Origin of the sequence: Agrococcus sp. TSP3-2-1 (assembly GCF_049897585.1) — a bacterium.
Lineage (GTDB): Bacteria > Actinomycetota > Actinomycetes > Actinomycetales > Microbacteriaceae > Agrococcus.
The window spans coordinates 1-1,241 of the sequence record NZ_JAFCWN010000015.1 but is presented as its reverse complement, the minus strand read 5'-3'; the positions used below and the strand labels follow the sequence as shown (position 1 = coordinate 1,241).

At 69.3% G+C, this 1,241-nt stretch carries 1 protein-coding gene; it reads left to right on the top strand.

Annotated features, from left to right (window positions below; genetic code table 11):
- Nucleotides 1–92 precede the first annotated feature (92 nt).
- Entirely contained in the window at nt 93–1,202 is a 1,110-nt protein-coding gene (locus tag ACP7BI_RS13310; RefSeq protein WP_425847166.1) for an IS1249 family transposase, read from the top strand.
- Nucleotides 1,203–1,241 lie beyond the last annotated feature (39 nt).

The window sequence follows — 1,241 nt, the reverse complement described above, 5'->3', positions numbered from 1 at the left end:
GGGTTATAGGCCAAAACGTGTGGATGGGATCCTGATCTAGCCGCGGAATCTCGGGCGAGTTCGGGGCGTGCTTTGCTCCGGCACCCTTAACCGTGCCGAACGCGAGCAACTCGTCGTCCTGTCTGGTATGCGGTCAACGCCTGGTGAAGAACGGCAGGACCCCGGCCGGCACCCAGCGGTGGCGCTGCCCGGATTGCGGCGCCTCGAGCGTGCGCAGACGCGACGACCTCGCCCGCCGCAACGAGCTGCGCTGGTTCCTGCTCTGGCTGCTGGGCAAGCAGTCGCTGCAAGAGCGCAGCTCGACGCCATCCGCCCGCACGCTGCGCCGCCGCATCGCCTGGTGCTGGCAGATCGAACCCGCCCTCGGCCCGGTCGAGACGCGCCACCGGCAGGTGCTCGTCGACGGCATCTACATCGGCTCCTGGTGCCTGCTGATCGCCGTCACCGAACGCCTCCAAGTGCTGGCATGGCAGTGGTGCGCGCGCGAGTCCGCCGCAGCCTGGACCGCGCTGCTCGAGCGCATCCCCGCGCCCGAGATCGTCGTCTGCGACGGCGGCGCCGGCTTCGCCTCCGCCGCCCGCGCGTGCTGGCCGCAGACAAAGATCCAGCGCTGCCTGTTCCACGTGCAGATGAACATCCGCCGCCACCTCACCCTGCGGCCCAGGACCGAAGCCGGCAGAGCGCTGCTGCAGCTCTCCCGCGCCCTCTCGCGCGTCACCGACACCGACAGCGCCATCGAATGGCGGCTCGGGCTCGAAGCATGGTGGCGACAGCACGGGCACCTCACCCAGCAGCGCTCCACCGACGGCTGGAACCGCTGGTGGACCCACGACCGGCTCCGCAAGGCCTGGCTGCTGCTGGCGCGCCTGAGCGCCAACGACACCCTGTTCACGTTCGTCCAGCACGGCAACGTCCGCACCACCAGCCCGCTCGAGGGCGGGATCAACAACGGCATCCGCAACGTCCTGCGCACGCACCGCGGCATGAGCGAAGAGCACATGAAGCGCGCCGCCGAATGGTTCCTCTACTCCCGCGAGCTCGGCATCGACCACGCCTACGAACTCATCCCCGCAACCCTCGCCCCGACGCCCCACACACCGGTCGACGACGACGAGCACGAGCAGCCAACCGGCCTCTACGGCACCGGCCTCGCCGCCGACGAAGGACTCTGGCAACGCGCAGGCTGGGCCGGACACTCATGACACACCCGAACGCATCCACACGTTTTGGCCAATAACCCG